Raw genomic sequence first — 21510 nt, 5'->3', positions numbered from 1 at the left:
CTCCGACGGAAGGGTCACACAATGATCACCACGGGTACGGCCCGGAGCGGCCGGCCGAACACCGGCATCGCCATCCTGGGCACCGGCTCCTGTCTGCCCTCCCATGTGGTCGGCAACGACGAGGTGGCAGCCGCCGCCGGGGTCACCGACGAATGGATCGTCCGCAAGACCGGGATACGCAGCAGGCGCCGGGCCAAACCGGACGAGGCCACCTCGGACCTGGCCGTCGCCGCCGGCCGCGCCGCGATGGAGGCCGCCGGCATCGGCGCCGCGGACCTCGCGCTGATCGTCGTCGCCACCTCCACGCCCGACCAGCCCCAGCCGGCCACCGCGAGCGTGGTCGCCGACGGCCTCGGCGCGGGCCACGGCACCGCCGCCTTCGACGTCAACGCCGTCTGCAGCGGCTTCGTGTTCGCGCTGAACGCCGCCCAGCACGTCCTCGCGGGCTCCGACTCACCGTACGCGCTGGTCATCGGCGCGGACATCTACTCCCGCATCCTCGACCCCGCCGACCGGCGTACCGCGATCCTCTTCGGCGACGGCGCCGGCGCGGTGGTGCTCGGGCCGGCCCGGCCCGGACGCGGACTGCTGGCCGGACGGCTGGCCGGGTTCGGTGCCGAACGCGATCTGATCGAGGTGCCGGCCGGGGGCAGCCGGCTGCCCGCGAGCGCCGAGACCCTCGCCGAGGGCCGGCACTACTTCACCATGAACGGGCGCGGTGTCCGCGACTTCGTGAACGCCACGGTCACCCCGGCCATCACCGCCTTCGTCGAGGAGTCCGGCTTCCGCGCCGGCGACCTCGACCACTTCGTGCCGCACCAGGCCAACGGCCGGATGCTGGAGGCCCTCTCGGGCACCCTCGGCATCCCCGACGGCCGCACCCGCTACACCTACGAGGACTTCGGCAACACCGGAGCCGCATCCGTCCCCGTCACCCTCGACCACGCGGCCCGCTCCGGGCGGATCGGCGACGGCGACCTCGTACTCCTGGCCGGTTTCGGCGGCGGCATGGCGATGGGCCTGTCGCTGCTGCGCTGGCAGCTCAACCACCCCTCACCCACCACCCCCGACCTCTAAGGAGACGGTGATGTCGGACACCATCATGGACGACTACCTGCGCCGCATCGGCGCCACTCGGCCCGAGCGGGCGGACCTCGAAGGACTGCGGCACCTGATGGAGCGTCACCTTCTGTCGGTGCCCTTCGAGAACCTCGACTACCACATGGAGGGCACGGACATCTTCATGGACGAGCGCGTCCTGGAGAAGATCGTGTACGGCAACCGCGGCGGCGGCTGCTACGAGGTCAACCCCGCCCTGTACTTCCTGCTGACCTCGCTCGGCTACGAGGTCGACATCCTGCCGGGCTGGGTGCACCGCCCGGGCGGTGTGCTCGGCCCGTTCCTCGGCCATCTGGCGCTGCGGGTGAAGGCGGACGGCGAGGACTGGCTGGTCGACGTCGGCTTCGGCCGCAACAGCCGCTTCCCGCTCAACCTGGCCTCCCGCGAGGTGCAGCACGACCCGCACGGCGAGTACCGGCTGCACGACGCGGGCGACGGCGCCGTCGATGTGTACCTCGGCGGCAAGCCGCTGTACCGGGTCGCCGACCGCCCGGTGACCATCCCCGACTTCGCGCCCACCCTGTGGTGGTACCGCACCTCTCCCGACTCCTCCTTCCTGCAGGGCCTGTTCTGCTCCATCCGCACCACGGACGGCCTGGTCACCCTCAAGGCCAACCAGCAGGTCAGCCTGGTCGCGGGCGAGGAGCGCTCCAAGCGCACGCTCGCCGACGAGGCCGAGGCGCTGGAGGCGTACAAGGAGTACTTCGGCATCAGCCTGGACCGGCTGCCGAAGGAGCCCGCCGGGGGCATCACCGCCGGGGTGCGCACGGAATGAGCGCCATGACCGAGAACACCGCGCCCGACATGGACGTGCTCGTCGTCGGCGCCGGCCCCACCGGACTGCTGACCGCCGTGGAGCTGATGCGCCGCGGCGTACGGGTCCGCGTCATCGACCGCGCCGAGACACCCTCGACCACGCCCAAGGCGCTGTCCGTGTGGCCGCGCGCCCTCGACATCCTCGAGGACGCGGGGCTGGCCGACGGCGTCGTACGCGAGTCCGTGCGGGTGAACCGGCTGAGCTACTTCTCCGAACGCAGACCGCTCGCCTCCTTCGCCCTGACCGAGGACACCGCCTGCCGGGTGCTCCCGCAGCACGTCACCGAGCGCCTGCTCGCCGAGCGGTTCGCCGAGCTCGGCGGGAAGGTGGAGCGCGGGGTGCGGCTGCTGGCCCTGGAAGGCGTGGACCACTCCGGCGGCATCGGCGCGAGCGACGGCGTCACCGCCGTCGTGGAGCTGCCCGACGGCGGTGTCGACCGGATCCGGGCGCCCTTCGTCGTCGGCGCCGACGGCGCCGGCAGCGCGGTGCGCGGCCAGCTCGGCATCGGCTTCCAGGGCAGCACGTACGAGATGGCCTTCGCGCTGATCGACGCCCGGGTCGAAGGCCACCTCCCGCCGGACGAATGCCTGTTCTACCAGGCGCCCAGCGGCGCCCTGATCATCGTGCCGATGCCCGGCGGCGTCCACCGCTTCCTGTCCGTGATGCCACAGGGCCGGCGCGAGGTCTCCCTGGAGATGATGCAGGAACTCCTCGACGAGCGCGGGCCGCGCGGGGTGCGCCTGACCGAGGCGGTGTGGCACGCCGTGTTCCGGGTGCACGCGCGGCACGCCTCCGACTTCAGCGCCGGACGCGTCTTCCTCGCCGGAGACGCCGCGCACGTGCACAGCCCGGCCGGCGGCCAGGGGATGAACAACGGCCTGCAGGACGCCCAGAACCTGGGCTGGAAGCTGGCCGCGGTCATCCAGGGCCGCTCGCCCGCCTCGCTGCTCGCGAGTTACGGCACCGAACGCTCGGAGGCGACCCGGCAGATCGTGCGCGACACCGACCTGCAGACCCGGGCCTGGGTGGCCGGCAGCCGGGCCAAGGTGCTCGCGCGGGACGCCGCCTTCCGGTTCCTCGACCGCACCGGTGTCGTGTCGCGGTTCTACACGCCGGTGATGGCCGGACGGCGCCTGGCCTACCCGCCGGTGCGCGACACCCAGCGGCCCTCGGGGCTCGCCGGCTGCCGGCTCACGGGCCGGATACCGGGCGGCCTCAGGGACGGCGCCGTCTTCCCGCGGCGGCAGGCGCTGGCGCACGGTGTCAGCGGGCCGGACATCGACCCGCGGGCCTGGACGCTGGTGCTCGCGCCGCCGTCGGACGCCTGGCGCACCGAGGCCGGGCATGTCGTGGGCCGGTACGGCGCAGCCGTGCGCACGGTCGTGCTGCGCCGTCGCGAGAGCTCCCACGCCACCGGCTGCCGCAGCGCCGGCTACTGGCTCGTGCGGCCCGACGGGCATATCGCCGCGCACGGCCACGAGGCCGATCTCGACCGGCTGGCAGCCGAGCTGAAACATGCTCTGACCAGCTAGAACGGGTGCTACCCGGGCGACTTGACATTAAAAGAGGCGAGCCCTGTCAGCGGACATCGTGGATGCGTAATGTCCAGAACATGAAGCTGAGAGAGGGCGTGGAATGGGCAGTGCACTGCTGCATGAACCTGTCCTGGATCCTTCCCGACAGGGCGGTGCCGGCCGTCCGGCTGGCCGAGTTCCACGACCTGCCCACGGCCTATCTGAACAAGCAGTTGAACGCGCTGGGACGAGCCGGCATCGTCTCGTCCCGCTCCGGCCCGCGCGGCGGATTCCGTCTCGGCCGCGCACCGGAGGAGATCTCCCTGATGGATGTGGCGGCGGCCATAGACGGCTCGGCACGGGCCTTCCTGTGCACGGACATCCGCCACCACGGCCCGGCCGGCGACCTCGCCGGTCCGGCCGTCCACCGCACCACCTGCACCGTCGCCCAGGCCTTCGCCCACGCGGAGCTGGCCTGGCGGCACAGGCTGGCGGACCGCACGATCGCCGCTCTGGCGGACGAGGTCCGGCGGGCCGACCCCGCCGTGCCGGACCTGGTACGCCGCTGGTTCGACCAGGCCTGAGCACAGCGCAACAGCCGCACCCCGGTACCTCGTACCGATTCCCCCAGTGACCCCCCCCGTAGTGAAAGGCACAGTCATGCCGTCTCCGGCCACAGGCGCCGCCACCGAGGCACCGCGCCGGCGCCCTGGACTCCTCCTGGCGCTGCTGGCGTTCGCCCAGCTGATCATCTCCATCGACTACAACATCGTCTATGTCGCGCTTCCCGAGATCGGTGACGGGCTCGGATTCTCCGCCCAGACCCTGCAGTGGGTGATCAGCGCGTACGCCGTCGCCTTCGGCGGGTTCCTGCTGCTCGGCGGCCGGGCCTGCGACCTGTGGGGGCCGCGCCGCATCTTCGTCCTCGGCCTGTCCCTGTACGGGGTGTCCTCGCTGCTCGGCGGCCTGGCCTCCGACCCGTGGACGCTGGTCGCGGCCCGCGCGGTGCAGGGCATCGGCGGCGCGTTCCTCTTCCCCGCCACCCTGACCCTGGTCTCCACCAAGTTCGCCGAGGGCAAGGAGCGCAACCGCGCCTTCGCCGTGTGGGGCACGGCAGGCGGCTCCGGGATGATCCTCGGCTCGCTGCTGGGCGGCGTCCTCACCCAGGCGCTCGGCTGGGAGTCCGTGTTCTTCGTCAACGTGCCCCTGGCCGCCCTGGCGATCCTGTTCGCCTTCCCGCTGATCGCCCGTGACGAGACGGGCGGCACCCGCCGCTCCTTCGACCTGGGCGGCGCCCTGACCGCCACCGTCGGCACCACCTCCGTCGTCTTCGCCGTGGTCCAGGGCCCGGAGTCGGGCTGGGGCTCGGGCATGGTGGTCGGCGCCTTCCTGCTCGGCGCGGTGCTGCTGGCCTCCTTCTTCGCCATCGAGAAGCGCAGCGCCGACCCGCTGATGCCGCTGCGCCTGTTCGGCAACCGCAACCTGAGCACCGGCTCCGCGGTCACCTTCTTCTACATGGCGACCTTCGGCACGCTGCTCTACTTCCTCACGGTCTACTTCCAGGGCGTGCACGGCTACAGCGCGCTGGAGACGGGTCTGGCCTTCCTGGTCCCGATGGTCGCCATCTCCATCGGCGCCCAGACGGCCGGCCGGCTGGCCACCAGGTTCGGCCTTCGCGCCATCATGATCGCCAGCCTGCTGGTCGGGCTGGTCGGCACGGTCGTCGTCGGCCTGACCCTGGCGACCGACGGCTCCTACGTCTCGCTGATCCCCGGCATGATCGTCATGGGGCTCGGCCAGGGCGCCGGCTACACGCTGATGTTCGGCGCCGCCACCGTCGGCGTGGACCCGATGGAGCAGGGCATCGCCTCCGGCATGGCCTCCACCACGCAGCAGATCGGCGGCGCGGTCGGCCTCGCGGTCCTGGTCGCCATCGCCAACTCGGGCCTCGGCGGCCTCCACGGCGAGGCGCTGCGCTCGGCCACCACCGACGGACTGCGCACCGCGGTGTTCGTCGCCGCGGCCGGTATCGCGCTCACCGCGCTGGTCGCCCTCGGGCTGCAGAAGCCGGTCAAGGACCGGGCCGTCGCCCAGGGCGGGGCCGCGTCCGCCGCCGCCGACGAGCCGCAGACCGCCCAGGTCTGACCCCCCGACGCCGGACCTCCGCACCGTCCATTCCCCCGCCTGGTGCGGGGGTTCGGCATGTCAGGCGTCGCACGAAAGGGACTTGACGCATAGTCAGGTCGCCGATTGCGGACGGTCCGGGCCCCTCGGACGATCGGTGTATGTCGAAAACACCGGTTGCCGAGGTGTCGTCCCCGGCCGCACCGCGCACCGCGCCGCTCGCCGCGACCACCGCGACCGTCTCCGTCATGGGCGTGCTCGTGGTCGGCCAGATGTACGTCACCATCCCGCTGATGCCCGAACTCGCCGGCGCCTGGGGCGTGTCGACCGGGTCGGCCGCCGCCTCGACCACCGCGTTCGCCTTCGCCCACGCGGTGGGCTCGCTCGTCAGCGGGCCGCTGTCCACCCGCTGGGGGCGCCGCAACGTGATGGTGGTCAACGTGCTCGCCATGGCCCTGATCACCGCCTTCCTGCCGCTGGCCGCCTCGCTGGGCGCCGGAGTCGCCCTGCGCGCCGTGCAGGGCCTGTTCGCGGGCTCGTTCATCCCCATGTCGTACGCCTATCTGCACGCCCGCATCGCCCCGCACCGCGTCTCCCTCGCCCTGACCGTGGTCTCCGCCTGCATGGGGGCCACCGTCCTGATCGGCCAGCTCGAGGCGCAGCTCGTGGCGTCGCTGGTGGGCTGGCACTGGGTGTTCTGGGGGACCGTGCCGCCGCTGCTGGCCGGAGCCGCCGTCTCCTGGCGGGTGCTGCTGCCCGAAGAACGACACGGCACCGGCACCGGCGGGCCGTCCGGTCTCGGGCCCGCCCTCGGCGCCCGGATGATTCCGCTGTACCTGGTCATCCTGGTCGGTGCGGGCAGCCTGACCGCCGTCTACACCGGCGTCCAGCTGTACGGGCCCGCCTCCGTGGCGGGCGGCGGCGCACCGCTGCTCGCCCTGCGCGCCAGCGCCCTGCCGGCGCTCCTCGGCGCCGTCCTGGCCGCCCCCGCCCTCGCCCGCTTCCCGGCTCCCCGGCGCGCCGCCGTGGCCCTCGTGGTGACCGTCGCCGCGATGCTGGCCGCCGCCGCGGCCCGGGACGACGCGGTCCAGCTCGGTGCCGCCCTGTTCGTGTTCATGGCGGGCTTCGCCACGCTCGGCCCCGCGCTCATCCAGTCCGTCGGCGCCCGCGCCGGAGCGGCCGCCCAGACCACCGCGATCGCCCTGTACGGCTTCACCCTCAACGTGGGAGCCGGTGCGGGCGCCCAACTCGCCGCACTCTTCGACCGGTTCACCCCGCTCGCCCTGCTCCTGGCGGCTGCCCTGACGCTCGCCGTCGGCGGTGTCGTACAAGGCGGTCGTCGACCTGACGCACTCCCCGGCCCTTCGTTGCCGCATCCGGGCGCGGCGCCCCACGATGCGGACAGCGCCGCACACCCCACCACCCCGTCCTCATCACCCGTACGCCCAGGGAGCACCCGACCATGACCAATGTCGCCGTCATCTACTACTCGTCCACCGGCTCCACCCACCAGCTCGCCCGGGCCGCCGCGGACGCCGCGGTCGCGGAGGGCGCCGAGGTGCGGCTGCGCCGGGTGCCCGAACTCGCCGCCACCGGGCGGCCCGGCTCCACGGAGCACGCCGCCAGCGTGGCGGACATACCCGAGGCGACCCTGGACGACCTGGACTGGGCGGACGCCGTGCTGCTCGGCTCGCCCGTCCACTTCGGGCTGGCCGCCCCGCAGCTGATGCAGTTCATCAACACGACCTCGCCGCTGTCGATCCAGGGCCGGCTCCTGAACAAGGCCGTCTCCGCCTTCGCCTCCGGCTCCGCCGAGCACGGCGGCCAGGTGACGGCCATCCTCGCGCTGCACAACGCGATCTGCCACTGGGGTTCGGTCATCGTGGCCACCGGCTCGGCCGAGAAGGTGCTGTACGAGAAGAACAACGGCAACCCGTACGGCGCCAGCACCGTGGCCGGCAGCCGCGCCGGCTTCATCCACGAGGAGAACGTCGGCGCCGTCGCCTACCAGACCCGGCGCACCATCCAGGTCGCCGCCGCCCTCAAGGCCGCCGCGGACGTCGTCCCGGCCGTCTGCTGACCCGCCGGACGACAGGAACAGGAGGAGACACCATGGCAGTCAGCGACCCCGCCCTGCTCCCCTCGACGTTCGTCGAGGCCTTCAACGCCAAGGACCTGGGCGCCATCGACCGGCTCTTCGAACCGCAGGCCGTGCGGGTACTGACGCCCGGCGTGGTGGTCACCGGCGACGACCGCCGCCGCGCGACCAGCAGCTTCCTCGCCCTCGGCGTCCCGATCGGGATCAGCCTGCGCCACACGTACGTCTACGGCGACACCGCCCTGCTCATCGGCGACTTCGTCATCGACGGCACCAGGCCCGACGGCGAGCACGTCCACATCGAGGGCACCGCCACCGACGTCGCCCGCCGCGGCGCCGACGGCCTGTGGCGCTACATCATCGACAACCCGCCGGGAGTGGAGGTGGCCGCCGACCTGACGGACTAATCCTCCGCGTTGGGCCGCCCGGCGCGTGCCGCGCCACGATGAAGACGCACCCAGCCGCCGGAAACGGCGTGAGCACACGACCCGATCGAGGGAGCAGTACGGCCATGACCAATGTCGCCATCGTTTACTACTCGGCCACCGGAAACATCCACAAGCTGGCTGTCGCCGCCGCTGAGGCGGCGGAGAAGGCCGGTGCACAGGTGCGGCTGCGCCGGGCCGCGGAAATCACGGACGAACCGCTCGCGCCCAATTACACGGAATGGACCGCGGCCAGCGACGAACACCGGGCCGCCGCCCTCGAGGTCGAGGTCGCGACCATCGACGACCTCGACTGGGCGGACGCGGTCGTCTGGGGCACGCCGGGCCGCTACGGCCTGCTGGCCGGCCCGCTCAAGCACTTCATCGACCAGACCTTCGAACTGCACGCGCGGCGCGGCCTGATGAACAAGGCGATGTCCGCGTTCACCTCGACGGGCACCCCGCACGGCGGCCAGGAGTCCACGCTCCTGTCCCTGAGCAACGTCTTCTACCACTGGGGTGCCGTCATCGTGCCGCCCGGCGTCACCGACGACATCCTGCTCGCGCCGAGCAACGGCAACCCGTACGGCGTCAGCGCCACCTCGGGCCTGCAGGCGATCCCGGGCCACCTCGCGCAGAACGTCACCGACGACAACCTCGCCGCCGTCGGCTACCAGACCGTCCGCACCCTCCAGGTGGCCGAGGCGCTCAAGCAGGGGCTGAAAACCGGCTGAACCTCTTCCGTGAAAGGGCCGGGCCGCGCTGCCGCGCGACCCGGCCGATTTGTTTTTCCGCGCCGTGAGATGACGTATTGACCGGCCCTTCCTTTCTGCGGACGGGAATGCGTGGGAATTTATGAAGGGTAATTCCCCTTTTCGTGTGTCGGTTCTCGGAGGAAGAGTCCTGATGTTCAAGGTTCCGAAGAGCAAGAAGTTCCTCTACCTCGGGGTCGTCTCCGAGCGTGCGGCCGAGAGGTTCGGCGACACCCCGATCACGCTCGACCACGACATGGACGCCTTCCCCGAGGCGGGCCGGAAGCTGACGGTGGCGGAGTTCGCCGGCCATGTGGCCGAGACCGCGAACCGGCTCTGGGCCGCGGGGGTGCGTCCCAGCGAACACGTGGCCGTGCACAAGACGTCCAGCTTCGACATCACCGTGCTGGCCTGTGCCGCGGCCCGGATCGGCGCGGTGCCGGCGATGCTCTCCCCGCACCTGGACGGCGAGACCATCGGCAAGCTGCTCGAACGGCTGGAGCGCCCCACCCTGCTCACCGACGAGGCCAAGCTGACCGGTTCGCTGGCCGGGCTGCCGCTCACCGCGCTGACCGCGCGGGTCGTCACCGTGACCGGCTCCCACCCGGACGCCGTGAGCCTGGTGGACCTCGCGGGCGCGCCGGAGCGCCGCCCCGTGCTGCTCGACCCCGACCAGCCCGCCCTGATGACGCACACCTCCGGGACCACGGGAGTCCCCAAGCTGGTGGTGCACTCGGCGCGTTCGCTGGGCGCCCGCGGCAACTGGCAGGACAAGGTGGTCTCCCTCATCCGCAAGCGGGAGACGGCCGCCATGCACGTGTCGTACGTGCACTCGCGGATGTACCTGGGCCTCGCCGTGCTGCAGATGCGCGGCATGCCGATGGTGTTCCTGAACGACGGCGACCCGGCGCACGTCGCCGACATGCTGGTCCGTCACCGCCCGGGCGTCCTGGAGACGCACCCCAACTCCTTCCTGGAGTGGGAGTCGATGCTGGACGACCCGCGCCGGCCGATCTCCAACGTCAAGTACTTCAACAGCACCTTCGACGCGATCCACCCGAGCACGATGCACAAGTTCCTGCACGCCTCGGACCGCCGTGCCCCCGTCTTCCTCCAGGTGTACGGCCAGAGCGAGTGCGGCCCGCTGGCCGCGCGCACCTACCGGCGCCGCAACGCCCTCAAGGCCGACGGCCGCTGTCAGGGCTACCCGACGCCCGGCATGACGAAGTACCGGCTGGTGTCCCGGGGCGGTGCCAAGCCGTCCAGGGAGACCCCGGGCTACATCGACGTCGCCACGGCGGGCCGCGCGCTGACGTACTACGGCGAGCAGGAGCGCTTCGACAAGCAGGTCGTCGGCGAGTGGTGGCGCGGCGGTGACGTCGGGTACCGCACCAAGTGGGGCTGCCTGCACCTGCTCGACCGGGAGGTCGACGTCATCCCGGGCATCGAGTCCACGCTGGAGATCGAGGACGCCGTCCTGCACAAGCTGGACGAGCTGACCGAACTGGTCGTCGTGCCCGGCCCCGACAAGCGGCCGGTGCCGGTGGTGTGCACCCGCGGGGACGAGCCGCTCGACATGGAGCGCTGGCAGGCCGCCGTCGCCGACTGGCCCGCCCTGGGCGCGCCGGTTCGGCGCCGGCTGTCCGAGCTGCCGCGCACGGCCACCGCGAAGATCCGGCGGCTGGAGCTGGCCCGGCAGCTGGCCGAGGCCCTCACGCCGGGGGAGACCGGCGAGGAGACGGAGCACGAGGAATCGGAGAACACGGCCGCGGAGCCGACCGGGGCCCACGCCGGCTGAACGGTCCGGCACGGCGGCCGGCCGAGCGAAGGGAGAGCACCGGTGACAGCGCATCAACGGACAGCCGAGGAGACGGTGTGGGGCACCGGGCACGGCCCGGTGCCCCCGGACCCGGGCTTCCTGGAAGTCTGGGCGAGATCCGCCCCGATCCGTCTGGCCGGCTACGAGGAGGACCTCGCGGAGCCGCACATCCTGCAGAGCGTCGACTGACCCGCCCGCCTCCTGCCGGGTCCGCCTCTCCTGGCGGACCCGGCAGCGGCATGTCGTCGTATCGAAGATTCCGATGCGACTTGGAAACCGGCATGCAGGTTTGATTTCCTTGTGGAAGGCCGAGGAAGACCGCCGTGAAAGGGCTGACATGTCGAGTGACCGCATCCGCGTGGCTGTGATCCTGTCGAGCGTACGCAGGGGCCGCTTCGGCCCGACCATCGCGAACTGGTTCGTCGGCACCGCCGACCAGCGCGACGACATCGAGGTCGATCTGATCGACCTGGCGGACTACCCGCTGCCCACCGGGCTGAGCGACCAGCCGGAGCCCGACGTCGCCGAGCTGCTCGCCGCGTTCTCGGCGCGGCTGGCCGAGGCCGACGGCTTCGTGGTGGTGACGCCGGAGTACAACCACAGCTTCCCGGCGTCCCTGAAGGCCGCCGTGGACTGGACGCAGCACGAGTGGCACGCCAAGCCGGTCGGCTTCGTCGGCTACGGCGGCCTCGCCGGCGGTCTGCGCGCCGTCCAGCAGCTGAAGCACATCTTCACCGAGCTGCACGCCGTCCCGGTCCGCGACGCCGTCAGCTTCCACGGCCCCTGGTCGCAGTTCGACGCCGACGGCAACCTGACCGAGCCCGCCGACGCGGAGGCCGCCGCCAAGACCCTGTGGGACAAGCTGAGCTGGTGGGCGCTGGCCACGAAGGAGGCCAAGGCCCGCCGTCCCTACGACAACTGAGGACCCGTACCGACCAGGTACCCCCGGGACAACCCCGCAGCGACGCCGCGCCCGCCACCCCTGGGCCACGGCATCCCCACGGGCCGCCCCGGCGCCGCACCCCACCCCTGGTGCCGCCCGGGACGCCACCTGACCACCCCGAACCGCGGCCCCGCGCCCACCCCCGTCGCGGGCCCGCGAGAAAAGACCCTGCCGGGGCATCCGGTCTCCTCCGCACCCGGATGCCCGGCAGGGTCTCGGCGCGTGCGCGAGCCCGCTACCGGCTACCCGGCGTGCCGGTCAGCAACTCCTCGGGAGCCGCCGGCAGCCGGCGCCCCGTCAATGTGCGGAGCACCGGGTACGCGTGCGTGCTGCCCGCCAGGACGCCGCCCAGGAGGGTGCGGGCGTCGGAGGCGAGCACCAGCTTGGCGTAGGTGCCGCTGCGGGGGTCGTCCCGGATGTACTCGATCGCGCCCCGGGTGCGGGCGTGGGCGTCGCCGAATCCGGCCACCTCGATGCCGAGGACCTTGAGCTTCGCGGAGGCGTCCGCTCCGGCGAAGGCGTCGGCCGGGGCGCCGAGCAGTTGCCGGGCCACGGTCTCGGCCATCCGGAAGCCCGGCGCCGCCAGCCCGTGGCAGCGTCCCCCGACCGCCGCGCACTCGCCGATCGCCCAGATCCGGTCGTCCGCGGTCCGGCACCACTCGTCCACCAGGAAGCCGCCCCGCTCACCGCGTTCGAGCCCGAGTACGGCGGCGAGTTCGTCGCGCGGGCGGACCCCGGCGGCGAAGACGACGAGCCCGGCGTCCAGTGACGTCCCGTCGGCCAGCTCGACCCGCTCCACGCGGCCGTCCGCCCCCGCCCCGACCGCGCGCAGCACGGCCGGACAGTGCAGCCGCACGCCGAGCCCGCCGATCGCCTCGGCCAGCACCCGGCCGCCGCCCTCGTCGATCTGCTGCGCCATCGGCCACGGGGCCCGCTCGACCACATGGGGGCGCATGCCGAGAAGCAGGAGGGCGTTGGCCGCCTCCAGGCCCAGCAGCCCGCCTCCGACCACCACCGCCGCGCGGCCCGGGACGGCCGCCGCCCGGATCGCCTCGACGTCCTCCACCGTCCGGTACACGAAGCACCCCGGCAGATCATGTCCGGGCACGGGCGGCACGAACGGCTGCGACCCGGTGGCCAGCACCAGCGCGCCGTAGCCGACCACGCTGCCGTCCGAGCAGGTCACCGTCCTCGCGCCGCGGTCGACCCCGGTCACCGTGGTGCGCAGGCGCAGATCGAGACGCCGGTCGCCGAGGAGACCGGGGCCGGCCAGCGCGAGGTCCTCGGGGGCGGCGCCGTCCACCAGGGAGGACAGCGCCACCCGGTCGTACGCGGGCCGCGGTTCCTCGGCGAGCACGACGACGCGCCACTCGCCGTGCCGGTCCTGCCCGAGCACCTCCTCGACCAGGCGGTGGCCCGCCATGCCGTGGCCTGCCACGACCAGCGTGCGCGTCGTCGTCACGGGGTTCCTCCAAAGGGGGCTTCGGGGGCGGTGCCGGCGGCGGCGAGCGTCGCGCACAGGTCGCGGACCACCGAGGTGCAGCTGCCGCACCCGGTGGTCGCCCGGGTCGCCCCGGCCAGGGCCGGCTGGTCGTGCGCGCCGGAGTGCCACGCGTCCGTGAGGGCCTTCCGGGTGACGTTGTTGCAGTGGCACACGACAGCCTCCTCCGGCGGCTGCCCGTCGCCCTCGTACTCCCCGTCGGCGCCGGTCAGCAGCGCCAGCAGATCGGAGGGCACCGGCGTGTCACGCACGTACAGCCGGCTCACGGCCGCCACGGCGGAGGCCGAGCCGATGACGATCCCCTCGTGGACCCGTCCGTCGCGCAGCACGAGGCGGGCGTAGCGGCCGCCCGCCCGGTCCAGCAGGGCGACGCTCTCGGCGGGGTCCGGCGCCGGCCGCGGCCCGGCCGCCGGCAGGACGAGAACGTCCCTGCCCGGTGTGTGCGGCCTGAGCACGCGCCGCCCGGGCGTGTACGGCGTCCCCCGCCCGGTGAGGATCCGGGCCAGCGCGTCCGCCTGTTCCCACGCCTGGAGCACCGTCCCACCGGGGGTGCCCGCGTGCTCGGCGCAGTCGCCGATCGCGTGGATGTGCGGGTCGCTCGTGCGCAGCCGGGTGTCGACGACCACCCCCTCGCGCACCTCGAGACCGCTCGCCCGGGCCGGCCGGGTCTCCGGTGTCGTGCCCGTGCACAGCAGCACCGTGCCCGCCGCGAGGACCTGGCCGTCGTCCAGGACCACCTTGCCCGGCGTGTACTCCCCGACCCGGTGGCCGAGGTGCAGCGTGACACCCTGGTCGGCGAGCCAGTCGGCCAGCACCGAGGCGGCGGGCGCGTCCAGATGACGGTCCATCAGCCGTGCGGCGGGATGGACGAGCGCCACCTCGTGCCCGGCCCGGCGCAGCGCCAGCGCCGACTCGACGCCGCGGACACCGCCGCCCAGGACCACGGCGGGCCCTTCGGACAGCGGACGGCAGTCGGTCGCGGTGCGCACCGTGCGCACGCCCTCGGCGAGCCGTCCGGGCGCGGAGACCAGGCCCGGCACCGTCGGCACGCGGGGCCGGGCGCCGGTGGCCAGCACCAGGACGTCGTACGGCAGTGTGCGGCCGTCGCTCAGCCGCACCGTGCGGCGGACCCGGTCGACGCCCCGCACCCGGACGCCGGTCAGCTGCCGTACGTCCGGGGGCAGCGCGGGGAGCGACAGCCGCCCGGCGTCGAGCCGGCCGTCGAGGACCGAGCCGAGCAGGGCGCGGTTGTATGCGGGCCGAGGCTCGGCGCCGACCACCGTCACCCCGCCCGCGTACCCGTACCGCCGCAGCCGGGCGGCCAGCCGGTGCGCCGCGGGACCGCCGCCCGCGACGACGACGCCGCTCACGGTCCCTCACCCGCCGGGGTGACACGCACCGCGGTCACCTTGAACTCCGGCATACGGCTGCGCGGGTCGAGCGCGTCGCCGGTGAACAGGTTGGCGCGGGCGGCGCCCGGAAAGTGGAACGGCACGAACACGGTGTCCGTGCGCACGGTACGGGTCAGCCGCACCCGCGCCCGGACGGCGCCGTACACCGAACCGACGTCGGCGAACCCGCCGTCGGCAAGGCCCAGCCGGCGGGCGGTGTCCGGATGCACCTCGACGACCGCCTCCGGCGCGGCGGCGACCAGCTCGGGCACCCGGCGGGTCTGCGCGCCCGACTGGTACTGGGCCAGCACCCGCCCCGTCGTCCCGTACAGCGGGAACGCGCGGTCGGGTTCCCGGGCGGCGGCCCGATGCTCCACGGCCGCGAACCGGGCCCGGCCGTCGGGGTGCGCGAACCGGTCGAGGAAGGGGCGGGGAGTTCCCGGGTGGCCCTGGTGGCTCTCGGCCGCGTCCGTCCGCGCCCCTCCGGTGTCGCTCCTCCCGGCGCCGTTCTCCACGCCGTTCTCCGTCGGACAGGGCCAGTGCAGGGCCTCGCCCGCGTCCAGCCGTGCGTAGCTGATGCCGGAGTAGTCGGCCGGGCCGCCGGCCGAGGCGCGCCGGAGTTCGTCGAAGACCTCGCGGGGGCGGGTGGAGAAGCGGCCGGCGGGCTGGCCGAGCCGGGTGGCCAGCCCGTGCAGGACCTCCAGGTCGGTGCGCACACCCGGCGGCGGCGTCAGATGGGCGCGGCGGCGCAGCACCCTGCCCTCCAGGCTGGTCAGCGTGCCCTCCTCCTCGGCCCACTGGGCCACCGGCAGCACCACGTCGGCCAGGGCCGCCGTCTCCGACGGCACGAAGTCGGCGACCACCAGCAGGTCGAGGGCGCCCAGGCGTTCGGTGACGTGCGCGGCCCGGGGTGCCGAGACGACCGGGTTGGAGCCGAAGACCAGCAGGGCCCGCGGGCCTCCGTCGCGGCCGAGCGCGTCCAGCAGCTCGTACGCGCTGCGGCCGGGCCCCGGCAGGGCGTCCGCGTCGACCCCCCACACGGACGCCACGTGCGCGCGGGCCGCCGGATCGGTGAGGGAGCGGTAGCCGGGCAGCTGGTCGGCCTTCTGGCCCATCTCCCGGCCGCCCTGCCCGTTGCCCTGCCCGGTCAGGGTGCCGAAACCGCTGCCCTCGCGGCCCGGCAGGCCGAGCGCGAGGGCCAGGTTGATGAACGCGGCGACCGTGTCGGACCCCTTGCTGTGCTGCTCCGCGCCCCGGCCGGTCAGGACGTAGGCGCGGCGGGCGTCGCCGAGCATCCGCACCGCCGTGCGCAGGTCGGCCGCCGGCACGCCGGTGACCTCCTCGACCCGCTCCGGCCACCAGGCCACGCACCGCTCCCAGGCCGTGTCGAAACCGCCGGTCCGCTCGGCCACGTACTCCTTGTCGACCAGGCCCTCGGTGACGGCCAGATGCAGCAGGCCCAGCGCCAGGGCGAGGTCGGTGCCGGGCACCGGCTGCAGGTGCAGCGCGGCCTGCCGGGCCGTGCGGGTGCGCCGCGGGTCGACGACGACCAGCTCCGCCCCCGCCAGATGCCGCATCAGCGGCGGCATCGTCTCCGCCGGGTTGGCCCCGGCCAGCAGGATCACGTCGGCCCCGTCCAGATCGGTGACCGGGAACGGCAGCCCGCGGTCGAGCCCGAAGGCCGCCGTGGCCGCCGCTGCCGCCGAGGACATGCAGAACCGGCCGTTGTAGTCGATCTGGCTCGTGCCCAGCGCCACCCGCGCGAACTTGCCGAGCGTGTACGCCTTCTCGTTGGTCAGGCCACCGCCGCCGAACACCGCGACCGCGTCGGCGCCGTACTCCGCCCGGATCCGGGTCAGCCGCCCGGCCACCAGGTCGAGCGCCTCGTCCCATCCGGCCGGCTCGAGCTCGCCGCCGGCCCCGCGCACCAGGGGAGTCAGCAGCCGGTCGGGGGCGGCGAGCACGGCGGGCGCCGTCCACCCCTTCTGGCACAGCCCGCCCCGGTTGACCGCGAAGTCGGCCGAGGGCCGCACGGCCACCTCGGTGCGCTCGCCCGACAGCACGGTGGAACACTGCAGCGCGCAGTACGGGCAGTGGGTGGTGCTCTCCCGCGGGCCGCCCCGGGCGGCCGCCATGGCCCGCACCGCGCCGTCCCGTTCAGCCGACATGGGTCCATGCCTGCTCGCCGGCGGACACGGGAGCCGCCTTGTGCCCGCCCCGCAGATACACGACCCGGATCACCGCGGCGCACAGCGCGTAGTAGGCGAGGAAGGCGTAGAACGCGGGCTCGCCGGTGCCCAGCCGGCCGTAGGCCGAGCGGAAGGCGAGGTTGATGGCGACACCGCCCAGCGCGCCCATCGCCCCGGCGATGCCGATGACGGCTCCGGACAGCCGGCGGGAGCGGGCGAAGGCGGCGGTCGCGTCATGGCCGGAGGTGACGGCGACCTCCGCCTGCCGGGCGAAGACCGCCGGGATCATCTTGTACGTCGAGCCGTTGCCGATGCCGCTCATCACGAACAGCGAGGTGAACCCGGCCAGGAACAACGGGAACGAGCCGTTGCGGGTGGCCGTCAGCAGCACGCCGATCCCGGCCGCCATCCCGGCGAACGCCCACAGCGTCACCCGCGCCCCGCCGAACCGGTCGGCGATCCTGCCGCCGAGCGGACGGGCCACCGAGCCGAGCAGCGGCCCGAGGAAGGTGAACGAGGCGGCCTCGAGCGGCGTGGACCCGAACTGGCTCTGCAGGACGAGCCCGAAGGCGAACCCGAAGCCGATGAACGAGCCGAAGGTGCCGACGTACAGCAGCGAGATCGTCCAGGTGTGGGCACTCGCGGCGGCCTCGCGCTGTGCGCCCCGCTCGGTGCGCAGCACCGTCACGTTGTCCATGCGCAGCGCGGCCAGCACCGCCACCAGCGCGATCAGCGGCAGGTAGAACGCGGCGACGTACGCAGGATGCGTGTCCCCGACGGTGGAGATCACCAGCAGGCCGAGCAGCTGGACCGCGGCGACGCCCAGGTTCCCGCCGCCCGCGTTCAGCCCGAGGGCCCACCCCTGGTGCCGCTGCGGGTAGAACGCGGTGATGTTCGTCATCGAGGAGGCGAAGTTGCCGCCGCCCGCCCCTGCCGTGGCGCCGATCAGCAGGAACACCCACAGCGGGGTGCCCGGCCGCTGCACGAACCAGACCGTCGAAGCGGCCGGGACGAGCAGCACCAGCGAGGCGAACACGGTCCAGTTGCGGCCCCCGAACCGGGTCACCGCGTAGCTGTACGGCAGCCTCAGCAGCGCGCCCACCAGCGTGGGCACCACCACCATGAGGAACTTCTCGTCGGGGGCGAAGCCCAGTCCGATCCCGGGCGACATGAACAGCACCAGGACCGACCACATGCTCCACACCGAGAAGCCGATGTGCTCGGAGAGCACGGACAGCACCAGGTTGCGCCGGGCGACGCGACGGCCGCCGCCCCGCTCCCACAGGTCCTCGTCGTCGGGGTCCCAGTTCTCGATCCACCGCCCTCGCGCGGTGCGTGCGCTGGTCATCTTCTCCTCGGCTTTCTGGCGGGGGAACTGCGGGGACGGGGGTGCGCGGGTTCAGTGCCGCAGGGCACGGTCGACCAGGGCGGTCGCGGCGCCGGTGTAGGCGGCCGGGTCGCACAACTCGGCCAGGCCCGGGCTGAGTCCGGACGGCAGGTGCGGCAGGTCGTCCAGCACCTCGGCCAGCGGGCGGCCGGTGTCGGCCGCCGTCCGCGCCGCCTCGGTCGCCAGGCTCCTGGCCCCGGCCCTGCCGAGCAGCGGGGCGAGCTGCGCGGCGACGCGCTCCGACACCGTCCCACCGCCCGTCGACTCCAGGTTGGCCCGGATCCGTTCCGGCCTGACCTGAAGGCCCTCGGCCAGCTCCACCGCGGTGTGGGCCGCCCCGCCGGCCAGCCGCAGGCACTCGCGCAGCGGCTGCCACTCCGCGTGCCAGGCGCCGGCGGACCGCTCGTCCTCCGAGACCAGGCACTGGACGAGCGCGCCGGCCAGAGCGGGCACCTGAAGGGCCGCGCTGCGCATCAGCGTGGCGAGGACCGGGTTGCGCTTGTGCGGCATGGCGGAGGAACTGCCCCGGCCGGCCCCGCCGGGCTCGGCGACCTCGCCGACCTCGGTGCGGGCCAGCGACTGCACATCGACGGCGATCTTGCCGAGCGCACCGGCCGTGAAGGCCAGCGCGGACGCCAGGTCGGCGACCGGGGTGCGCAGCACGTGCCAGGGCAGCACGGGGCGGGCGAGGCCGGTCTCGGCGGCGTACGCGTCGACCAGCCGGTCCAGGTAGTCGCCGGGATCGGGCCGCCGGCCGTCGTCGCCGACGACCGCGTACTCCAGGTAGCCGGCCAGTGTGCCGGCGGCCCCGCCGAGCGAGACGGGCAGCCCGCCCTCGTGGACCCGGGCCAGCCGGGCCTCCGCGTCCAGGACCAGCTGCCGCCAGCCGGCCGCCCGCAGCCCGAACGTCGTCGGCACGGCGTGCAGGGCGAGCGTACGGGCGACGGCCGGGGTGTTCCGGTGCCGGGCGGCGAGCCCGGCCAGCGCCCCGGCGGTGCGCCGCAGGTCGGCCCGGACGATTCCGAGCACCCGGTGGGCGACCAGCATGGTGCCGGTGTCCAGGACGTCCTGGCTGGTGGAGCCACGGTGCACGAACTCGGCGGCTCGCGCGTCCTGTTCGGCCACCACCGCGGTGAACGCCTTCACGAGGCCGACCACCGGGTTCGCGGTCTCCCGTGCGGCGAGCGCGAGTGCCCGTACGTCGAGGCGGTCCGCCCGCGCCATCCGGGTGATGGTCTCGGCCGCCTCCCGGGGCAGCGTGCCGAGCGAGGCCTGCGCCCGGGCCAGGGCGGCCTCGGCGTCCAGCATGGCCTGCAGCCACGCCCGGTCGCCGGTGGCCGCCTCGACGGCGGTGCCGGCCCGCACCGGCGACAGCAGTCCGACGTCCGCGAGGTCGTCGGGCGGCGAGGTCATACGATCACCCCGGGCAGTTCGCCCTCGGCGTCCACCGGCCGCACGCCGACGGGCACATGGGCCACCGGCGGCAGCGCCAGCACCGAGCGGGCGATCGCGTCGGAGTCGCCGAGGGTCACCGAGTCCACGCCGGGCCGGATGCCGGCCGCGGTCACCCAGTGCACCGACTCCGTGGGCACACCGTAGGCGAAGCGCCGCGGGTGGGCGCGGCCCCGCCCGTCGAGCAGCCGGTACGGGCGCTCGGTGACGGCGAGTCCACCGGTCTCGTAACTGGTGCCGCCCGCGCCCGCGATCCGGAAAGGCGTCGCCTGGTCGGTGTCGAGCAGGTGCTGCAACAGCGGGTCGTCGGTGCGGCGCAGGTCCGGCTCGGGCAGCCGGGCCTCGATGAGGGCCGTCGCCCGCACCGGCTCGCCCGGCACGGCCGTCGACGTCGCCACGTACACCTGGGCGGTGGTGTCGATACGGACCTGGGTGCCCGGGCCGGTCGGCGTCAGCACGCCCGCCTCGATCAGGGCGATCATCTCCTCGATGCGGGAGGCCGGCGGACCGATCGACAGGAACGCGTTGAGCGGGGTGTACCAGCCCTCCAGATCGTCGCGGTGCGAGTTGCCGTCCAGGCCGCCGTGGTCGACCGCGAGCCGGATCTCGTTGCGCAGATCGCGCAGCACGTCCAGGGCGGCCTTGAGCGGACCGCTGACGTTGCCCTTGCGGGACTCCTCCACATCGTGCCGCAGATGGCCGAGCAGCCAGCCGGTGAACTCCTCCCGGTCGGCGAACTCCCGCTGCCCGTACGGCCGGGACAGGCGCTCCCAGTCCCAGCGCTGCCCGGCCGGGACGCCGTACGCGTCGAGCAGGTCGGCCGGGTCGGCGTCCGGCTCCAGCGCGAGGAACCGCTCGGCGAACTCCTCCCGGCGCTCCCCGTCGCCGCGCTCGGCGAGCAGGGCGCCGTAGTAGACGGACTCCACCTCGCGCGAGATCAGCGGCCACAGGTCGGTGCTGAAGGAGACGGGGACGCCGGTGGCGGAGCGCTCGCGCAGCTTCGCGATGTACTCGGCGGTCAGCAGGCGGGGAAAGTAGCGGCCGGTGGCGCCCTTCTCGTTCTCGCCGCGCGCGTGGTACGGCACGCCCCGCCGCGAGAAGGCGTACAGCTTCGGCTCCTGGCCCGAGGGGCGGTAGACCAGCCCGCCGCCCGGCGTGCGTTCGAATCGGCCGCCGCGGCCCAGCGTGAACAGGGCCATGTGGTCGAAGAAGTTGAGACCGAGACCGCGTACGAGGACGTTCTGCCCCGGGCGGATACCGGTCAGGTCGAGGTCGGCCGGGTTGGCCGGGGTGACGTAGGTGAGGTGGTGGATGCGCGACAGGCTCGCGGTGCGGGCCTCGCGGGCGGACAGCCGGGCCGGGACGTGGCCCTGGGCCATGATCACGGCGTCCAGCGCGTTCAGCCGGGTGCCGTTCTCCAGGCGGATGCCCTGCGGGCCGCCGGGCACGCCCTGGGTGTCGGCGGCGGCGACGGCGCGGGAGCGGTGCGTGCGGACTTCGACGTGGGCCGGGGCGGACCGGACGATGCGCTCGAAGCAGTTCTGCAGATAGCGGCCGTAGAAGGCGCGCGTGGGGTAGGAGTCGGGGCCCAGGCGCCGGGCCTCGTCGAGGACGGCGGTGCCGAACTCGGCCGGGTCGCCGAGCAGGGCCAGGCTCCGGGCCCACTCGTAGAGGCTGGGGCCGGGCTCGATGGGGCCTTCGATCCGGGCGCTGTCGTCGGTGAACACGGTGATCTGCGAGGCCACGGTGTTCATCAGCAGATGCTGGGACTGCCCGGTGCGCCACACCGTGCCGGCGCCGGGTGCCGAGGGGTCGACGACGTGGACCGTCACCGCGCTGTGCCGGGGCGCGTGGCGCTCGTTGGCCAGCAGTCGTTCCAGCACCGACAGCCCGCGAGGGCCGGCACCAATGACGCAGACCTCGAGGGTGCTGCTCATGCGGATACTCCGTTTCTGGGCAGGGTGGCATCGGCGGTGGGG

18 protein-coding genes are annotated in these 21510 nt (G+C 73.8%); 12 read left to right on the top strand and 6 right to left on the bottom strand.

The window, feature by feature from the left end:
- Positions 1–21: 21 nt before the first annotated feature.
- From ABT057_RS32920 to ABT057_RS32865, 12 genes are all read left to right on the top strand, one after another.
- Complete coding sequence (locus ABT057_RS32920) at positions 22–1077, top strand: 3-oxoacyl-ACP synthase III family protein (protein WP_352347309.1); 1056 nt, start codon at positions 22–24, stop codon at positions 1075–1077.
- 10 nt (positions 1078–1087) lie between these two features.
- The gene (locus ABT057_RS32915) at positions 1088–1894 is read left to right on the top strand and encodes an arylamine N-acetyltransferase family protein (RefSeq protein WP_352347308.1); all 807 of its coding nucleotides are present in this window, start codon (positions 1088–1090) and stop codon (positions 1892–1894) included.
- A gap of 5 nt (positions 1895–1899) precedes the next feature.
- Positions 1900–3468, top strand: a complete 1569-nt coding sequence (locus tag ABT057_RS32910) for an FAD-dependent oxidoreductase (protein WP_352347307.1) — start codon at positions 1900–1902, stop codon at positions 3466–3468.
- A gap of 80 nt (positions 3469–3548) precedes the next feature.
- Entirely contained in the window at positions 3549–4034 is a 486-nt protein-coding gene (locus tag ABT057_RS32905; protein WP_352347306.1) for an RrF2 family transcriptional regulator, read from the top strand.
- A 76-nt stretch (positions 4035–4110) separates the two neighbouring features.
- Positions 4111–5595 carry an MFS transporter gene (locus tag ABT057_RS32900; protein WP_352347305.1) on the top strand — a complete coding sequence of 495 codons (1485 nt, stop codon included), beginning with the start codon at positions 4111–4113 and terminating at the stop codon, positions 5593–5595.
- A 140-nt stretch (positions 5596–5735) separates the two neighbouring features.
- Positions 5736–7040 (top strand): MFS transporter, encoded by a 1305-nt coding sequence (locus ABT057_RS32895; RefSeq protein ID WP_352347304.1) that lies wholly within the window; start codon positions 5736–5738, stop codon positions 7038–7040.
- A complete protein-coding gene (locus ABT057_RS32890) occupies positions 7037–7654 on the top strand; it encodes an NAD(P)H-dependent oxidoreductase (protein ID WP_352347303.1) in 618 nt (205 codons plus the stop codon). Before ABT057_RS32895 ends, ABT057_RS32890 begins: the two co-directional genes overlap by 4 nt.
- Before the next feature lie 32 nt (positions 7655–7686).
- Complete coding sequence (locus tag ABT057_RS32885) at positions 7687–8079, top strand: YybH family protein (protein ID WP_352347302.1); 393 nt, start codon at positions 7687–7689, stop codon at positions 8077–8079.
- Positions 8080–8183: 104 nt separating this feature from the next.
- Positions 8184–8831 carry an NAD(P)H-dependent oxidoreductase gene (locus tag ABT057_RS32880; RefSeq protein WP_352347301.1) on the top strand — a complete coding sequence of 216 codons (648 nt, stop codon included), beginning with the start codon at positions 8184–8186 and terminating at the stop codon, positions 8829–8831.
- Between the two features lie 172 nt (positions 8832–9003).
- A complete protein-coding gene (locus tag ABT057_RS32875; protein ID WP_352347300.1) occupies positions 9004–10647 on the top strand; it encodes a class I adenylate-forming enzyme family protein in 1644 nt (547 codons plus the stop codon).
- Positions 10648–10689: 42 nt separating this feature from the next.
- On the top strand, positions 10690–10857 hold the full coding sequence (locus tag ABT057_RS32870; RefSeq protein WP_352347325.1) for a hypothetical protein: 168 nt from the start codon (positions 10690–10692) through the stop codon (positions 10855–10857).
- 148 nt (positions 10858–11005) lie between these two features.
- A complete protein-coding gene (locus tag ABT057_RS32865) occupies positions 11006–11590 on the top strand; it encodes an NADPH-dependent FMN reductase (RefSeq protein WP_352347299.1) in 585 nt (194 codons plus the stop codon).
- Positions 11591–11846: 256 nt separating this feature from the next.
- Here the strand turns inward: ABT057_RS32865 and ABT057_RS32860 are convergent, their stop codons facing one another.
- Genes ABT057_RS32860 through ABT057_RS32835 form a run of 6 tightly spaced genes read right to left on the bottom strand, consistent with a single transcriptional unit; the run spans position 11847 to position 21468 of the window.
- Positions 11847–13073, bottom strand: coding sequence for an FAD-dependent oxidoreductase (locus ABT057_RS32860; protein WP_352347298.1), 1227 nt, complete (start codon positions 13071–13073; stop codon positions 11847–11849).
- A complete protein-coding gene (locus ABT057_RS32855; RefSeq protein WP_352347297.1) occupies positions 13070–14482 on the bottom strand; it encodes an FAD-dependent oxidoreductase in 1413 nt (470 codons plus the stop codon). Before ABT057_RS32855 ends, ABT057_RS32860 begins: the two co-directional genes overlap by 4 nt.
- Entirely contained in the window at positions 14479–16638 is a 2160-nt protein-coding gene (locus ABT057_RS32850) for a molybdopterin oxidoreductase family protein (protein WP_352347324.1), read from the bottom strand. The genes ABT057_RS32855 and ABT057_RS32850 overlap by 4 nt, the downstream gene beginning before the upstream one ends.
- Before the next feature lie 22 nt (positions 16639–16660).
- Positions 16661–18040, bottom strand: a complete 1380-nt coding sequence (locus ABT057_RS32845) for a nitrate/nitrite transporter (protein WP_352347296.1) — start codon at positions 18038–18040, stop codon at positions 16661–16663.
- A gap of 51 nt (positions 18041–18091) precedes the next feature.
- The gene (locus tag ABT057_RS32840; RefSeq protein WP_352347295.1) at positions 18092–19492 is read right to left on the bottom strand and encodes a nitrosuccinate lyase; all 1401 of its coding nucleotides are present in this window, start codon (positions 19490–19492) and stop codon (positions 18092–18094) included.
- Positions 19489–21468, bottom strand: a complete 1980-nt coding sequence (locus ABT057_RS32835; RefSeq protein WP_352347294.1) for an FAD/NAD(P)-binding protein — start codon at positions 21466–21468, stop codon at positions 19489–19491. Before ABT057_RS32835 ends, ABT057_RS32840 begins: the two co-directional genes overlap by 4 nt.
- Positions 21469–21510 lie beyond the last annotated feature (42 nt).

Origin of the sequence: Streptomyces sp. NPDC002588 (assembly GCF_040295925.1) — a bacterium.
Lineage (GTDB): Bacteria > Actinomycetota > Actinomycetes > Streptomycetales > Streptomycetaceae > Streptomyces.
The sequence above is the reverse complement of the archived record's forward strand: the minus strand, read 5'-3'. Positions and strand labels throughout refer to the sequence as shown.